Annotated in this window: 6 protein-coding genes and 2 pseudogenes; 2 read left to right on the forward strand and 6 right to left on the reverse strand. The window is 44.5% G+C overall.

Annotated features, from left to right (window positions below):
* Nucleotides 1-310: 310 nt before the first annotated feature.
* Nucleotides 311-418 (forward strand): annotated as a pseudogene (locus ACRC32_RS04745) (DNA polymerase V); the annotation flags it as partial.
* Between the two features lie 81 nt (nucleotides 419-499).
* A pseudogene (locus ACRC32_RS04750) lies at nucleotides 500-604 on the forward strand (IS5/IS1182 family transposase); the annotation flags it as partial.
* Nucleotides 605-741: 137 nt separating this feature from the next.
* Here ACRC32_RS04750 and ACRC32_RS04755 read toward each other — a convergent pair.
* The 6 genes from ACRC32_RS04755 to ACRC32_RS04780 all read right to left on the reverse strand — a co-directional run bounded on the left by ACRC32_RS04755 (nucleotide 742) and on the right by ACRC32_RS04780 (nucleotide 4,788).
* A complete protein-coding gene (locus tag ACRC32_RS04755) occupies nucleotides 742-1,380 on the reverse strand; it encodes a type I restriction endonuclease (protein ID WP_438552907.1) in 639 nt (212 codons plus the stop codon).
* A 56-nt stretch (nucleotides 1,381-1,436) separates the two neighbouring features.
* Nucleotides 1,437-1,667 carry a hypothetical protein gene (locus ACRC32_RS04760; RefSeq protein ID WP_438552908.1) on the reverse strand — a complete coding sequence of 77 codons (231 nt, stop codon included), beginning with the start codon at nucleotides 1,665-1,667 and terminating at the stop codon, nucleotides 1,437-1,439.
* 95 nt (nucleotides 1,668-1,762) lie between these two features.
* Complete coding sequence (locus ACRC32_RS04765; RefSeq protein WP_438552909.1) at nucleotides 1,763-2,563, reverse strand: hypothetical protein; 801 nt, start codon at nucleotides 2,561-2,563, stop codon at nucleotides 1,763-1,765.
* A 4-nt stretch (nucleotides 2,564-2,567) separates the two neighbouring features.
* Nucleotides 2,568-3,323 (reverse strand): hypothetical protein, encoded by a 756-nt coding sequence (locus ACRC32_RS04770; RefSeq protein ID WP_438552910.1) that lies wholly within the window; start codon nucleotides 3,321-3,323, stop codon nucleotides 2,568-2,570.
* A 51-nt stretch (nucleotides 3,324-3,374) separates the two neighbouring features.
* Entirely contained in the window at nucleotides 3,375-3,812 is a 438-nt protein-coding gene (locus ACRC32_RS04775) for a hypothetical protein (RefSeq protein WP_438552911.1), read from the reverse strand.
* Nucleotides 3,813-3,840: 28 nt separating this feature from the next.
* Entirely contained in the window at nucleotides 3,841-4,788 is a 948-nt protein-coding gene (locus ACRC32_RS04780) for a transposase (RefSeq protein WP_438552912.1), read from the reverse strand.
* Nucleotides 4,789-5,134: the final 346 nt, after the last annotated feature.

A 5,134-nucleotide genomic window follows, 5' to 3' on the forward strand; every position in this document is an offset into this window, starting at 1 on the left:
ATTCGCAAGTTCTTTATGCTGTGCAAGTCCTTTGCAGTGGTGAAGTATCTGTTTGAGTTTGTCACCCATCAGCAATACTTTACTTTTGAAAAGGCATTCATGTATGGATAACCATACATCCTATTTAGGATTGCTATACTAGCAATCGATCTTGTTAAAGCAAATTAAATTAAGTCAGCTCGTGTTAAAGATAAGTAGTATTAGTAACAATAAATTTGCAGGAGAGCTACCAGCTACTGCGATTTATTCTCCGGCTCGGAATCTATCTCAGTACGAGCTAAATCTTTATCTAGTTACTGTAGCAGCCTGATTCCCCTCTCCAAGTGATGATTATATTGAAACAAAGTTAGACATTAATGAATACTTGATTGCCCGCCCATCGGCAACATTCTTCGTCAGGGTCAGTGGCGATTCAATGTAAGGGTATTTGAGGCGATTGTTGATGACTTACGAATGTTGCTCCCAGTTGCAGCTCTCCCGAGCCGAGCAACCCTCCAGTGTTATTTTAGATAGTCGGACTCTGCAACTAACTCCTGAAAGTGGTGCAAGAGTGGGTTACAACGGGGGTAAACGCAAAAAAGGTAGCAAAGTACACCATATCGTACGACAAATCTTGTATAACTCCTGAGTGGGATCGCCTTACAGCTCGAATAAATAAGATATAGGAACGGTAAGCAGACAAGCCTTTAGTCACTACTGTAAATTCCGAGTGCTTTATAACACTCGTTTAGTGACAATTGCCTACTCCGATGGATTCCCCATTACTTGACTGATGCGTTTTAAGACTTGCAAAGCACCTTCAAGTTCTCGATTGCTAGTCAGTGGTGCAAACACACGCGAGAGAGCGTAGTGTCGCTGCGATTGTTGAATCAACTTCACAAAGAAAATGTCATCGCCATTAGTCACCATGCCAAAGCTAGGAAGCTGGGGTTGAGGGTTTGCCATCAGATAAGCAAGAGTTTGAGGCAGAGCAGCCCAAACCGACAATGCAGTTTTCTTTGACTCCAACACCACCACCCAAAGCCGATCCAGCAGCACCAGCACATCTATTCGCCCTTGCAGTATTTCTTCCCCATCATCTAGCGTCAACTGCACGGATGCTTCTGCCCGCACTCGAAACGGTGGGTCGTATAAGCCTGCAATTGTTAGCAGTGGGGATGCCAATAGTAAGGTGACCGTTCCTTCTAATAATTGCCCAAGCGATCGCTGATAGAGATATCGCCGCCACAATTGATCGATGGCTGTTTGCTCAAGCATGGAAAGTTCTGTCAAACCCGTTTGCCATTCTAAAAAGAACGTTTCATCCTCAGTTCGCGACAAGTTAAATCGTCGTTCTGCCTCGGCAAGAGTTGTAATAGCGTCGGTGATGGCGATTGACATATAGCGATTGCAAGCGAGTTATGCTTATCAGCCCCATTATATAGAATAAGCCACAATTATCTCTCATACCGACGAGTATACATAGCATCGCTCTTCTTCGCTACCAACGATTTCTTTGTCTTGGGTGTTTCTAAATAAATGCGATCGCCCTCAATCCGCAGCAGCCTCCAAGTACAACCCTGTTTTGCCCAAGCAAGATGTATCTGCTTACCAATAAAATTAGCAAGTTGTTCTTTTGGAATTGGTAGCATAACCAATTGTGCTTTTTGTTGTTGGTGTCGTTTCATAACTAAATTCCCTTTAATAAAAATAATTCCCTCCTACAAGCTGTAGAAGGGAAAAAATACTCAGTGCAACGATCGCTGTGTTGAATGCCAACCGCTTAGAGAAGGTTTCGGATAATATCGTTTGGCGTTTTTTTGTGACAGCTAGGATTGAGAACGAGGTCGCTTGCAGGATATCGTTTGACTTTTTTATCGTGTAGCAACATGAGTTGGTTGCGGATGTCTTCTGGAAATTGTTTTGATTTGTGGCTGACAGCATCGCTGTTGAACGGGCTGCTCCAGAATAAATTCCAGATTTCAACAATGTTTTGTGAATTGCACTGAGGTACTAAATTGTTGCCAAAGCAGATACTTCCTTCTCCCATGACATTAGGTAGGGGAGCTGCGTACAAATTGCCTGCTGGGTCAAACGAGCTACCTTTCATCGCCCAAATGTAGTATGTTCTACCAATTCCTACAAATAGCAAAGCAGGCAAAGGTACGACGAGTTGCAAAGAATGGTTATTTACATTTTGGAGCAGGATGTTGTATTTCTGCGGGGGCAAATAAAGCAGAATCCATTCACCGTTTTTACCTTTACCCCATCTGACAATATTATTAGACAACCATCCTGAATCGATAGTTTGCGTGCTGAATGCAACAGCGACAGCTTCAGGCGAAACTGGTTTATATTCAACACCATCTTGAGCTTTGCTAACGAAGATGTACTGCCCGCGTAGAATGAGCAAATGTCCTAGAATTTCGTCATCTGGAACGGTATGGGCGATAGTACGAGCGATCGCCATAGCTGATAGCTGCGGTAGTTGCAGCACGGCTGGGGTTGTAGATCCCGTTGTCTTAGTTGAATTGTGGGTTCCTACTTCTGAAGTAGCTATTGAGATTTCTGATGCTTGAATCATAATTTTATTCAGTAGCGCAATTCCAAAGTTCAAAGGCGGCTTTTCTGTGGGCGACATCGCTCTCAATCCATTCACCTAGTGCTGCGGCTTTGTCCCAATAGCTGTTGGCAATCTTCCATTGCTCGGCTAGAAACATGATATTTTCGTAAGTCCAAGGCAAACTTTCGCAAACTTCCGTGCTGACATCGCACCAGATACAGCCAGTGCTTTTGTCAATCAGGGAGATCGCGTCGGATAAATAGCAGAGAGGATGCGCTTGTCCGGCACACAGGTATTGGAACCGCTCTAGATCGATTGTGTTGGCACGGGGCAACCGTTCGGGAGTAAAACCAAACTTCTGTTCCCAAACTTCCAAGTCGTAACCAAATCCGAGCAGCGAGAGTAAGAATTGGTCGCAATCTTCTAGGTCTTCTAGATCTTCATACCACCAATCGTTGGTTTTAGGTAATATTGGTATTTCGTACTCTCTTGAGGTAGTAGTTTCAAATTCCTCCCATAATTCTATGGCAAAAAGCTGTTCGTTGACTAACTGCAAAAATTCGATTTCTTTGTCGCAGTAAATGCTATCAAACGTGCGTCGATCTAGTGGAATTTCAGATGCTTCCCACTCTTGAGGAAAAACCTTTTGGTATAGAGCGAGAAGTTGAGTTTTGCAAGCTAAATCTTGCAGATATTCGAGAGCATCGGTAACGGTTACAGGGGTGCGATATTGCAGAATTTGCTGGCTAAAAGATGATAGCGATGCTGATACTACGTACATACATGATGAATGTGATGCAGCCAAACAATGGCTGCACGTTTAACTTAGATGTTAAATGAGTCTCGGCATAATTCGAGCAGGGGCAGCAGGGGCGCGGCACAGGTTTAGATTCGCGCTAGCGATCGCCACTTCCCACTTTTGACCGTTAATGTATGCTGCTTCAATCTGCGGCTGTAAGGCAATCAAAGCAGTTATATCTAAATCTTTTTGCAGCTTTAATTGTTCGATCTGCCAAACTAGCGATAAAGCTGGATTGAGCTGCGGTGGCGTAGCGTGGAGATCCTGGTAAACTGCTGCAACAGAACCTTTAGTCCCCGCACGTTTGAGCATTTGAATGCGTACCGTATCGCCCTGAGTTTGGCGTTGAATTTCAGCATTTGCTAGCTGGGGCATATATGCGGCAATAGTGGTGCGGAGAACATCATCGTTTGCTGCAATGGTTTCATCTAGAGGAGTTTCTTGACCTTCGATCACCAAGATGTATTTCATATGTGTATTAGCAATACTTCGGACAGGATTAGGCGGCGATAGTGCCGTAGGATCGTAAGCTTTGGTAGTTGGGATGAGATTTAATCAAAGTCGGCTCCAAGTCTAACCTTGAAATAAAAATGTCAAGCAGATGCTCGTTGAGAGCGCGACGTTTAATACTTGCCATTGAAAAGACAAACGGTTGCTGACCAGAATGCTGGCGATGCGCGTCGAGTTTAGCCAGATTGAGGGCGGTGAGACTGGCGTTAAAATGGAAGTCCAATGCTTTAGCATCACGAGCTTGGCAATCGCTCAAACCTGTGAATTGTTTTGCGTCTCTAAAAATGAATTCAATCTGGAAACGCAAGCGATACAGTCGGTAAATGTCCTGGGCAGTTTGCTCGATGTCAGTAGAGAACAGCACGGCGTAACTCGTTGCCTGGTGTTGGCGACGGTCAAGCAGATAAGTCAGGCGGATTTGGCGTTTGAGCGAGACATGCCACACCACGGCAGTATACAGGTCAATGCCTGGTTGAACTTGGCATACCCATGATAATTGAGTCGGATCTGTCAGCTTCACCTTGCCAGCATATTTGCGTCTAGCTCCCCGTAGTTTTTGTCTCCCTGTGTAGACATAGCGCAAGTTAGCATCGCACCGCAGTTTGCTAATCACATGCAGGTTGAGAGTACAGGCTCCTGTCACAAACGGTTCCTTGGCATAGTAGCCATCAACTGCTAAATAGCGCACCGACGAGGGGAGTTGCGGACGTATGGTTTCTAGATGTAGTAGATAGTAGTCCATCCGAGTCAGTGCTGGAAACTCCTGTTGTGCAAAGGTTTGTTCCGCCAACATAGCGTAGCCCGTCTCAGTTTCAACATCTACTACAGCAACTAGCGACACTTCTAAACCCTTTTCCACGCGACCCTGTGTGCTATTGTAAAACTGATCGAGTCCAAAGGTCTTTTTGCCACTTTTTGCAATAAATGAGCAATCCATCACTGCAATCATTCGGTGACTTTGGGGAATTGCTGCCTGAATTACTTCACGATTAAACTTGCCAAAATCAAACGGTTTGTTAAATTGCCGTCGATACGTTTTCTCGCTCAATTGGCTATAACGACTGAGATTTGTGAAATTTACCTTGCCACACACTATTAGCATCGTGGCAAACAGCGTCGTCAAAACTTTGATTTGCGGTTTGTGAAAATGCCCACCTTTTTCAGTAAGCTTTGTATAATTTCCATACAGCTATCGAACTCGTGCTTGTTTGTTCTAAGAGGCACTCTATCGGTTCGATAGCTTTTCTGTCTACTACTTCAGCCAAAAACTGTCCGGAGTATTG

Source organism: Chroococcidiopsis sp., from assembly GCF_051657925.1.
GTDB lineage: Bacteria > Cyanobacteriota > Cyanobacteriia > Cyanobacteriales > Chroococcidiopsidaceae > Chroococcidiopsis.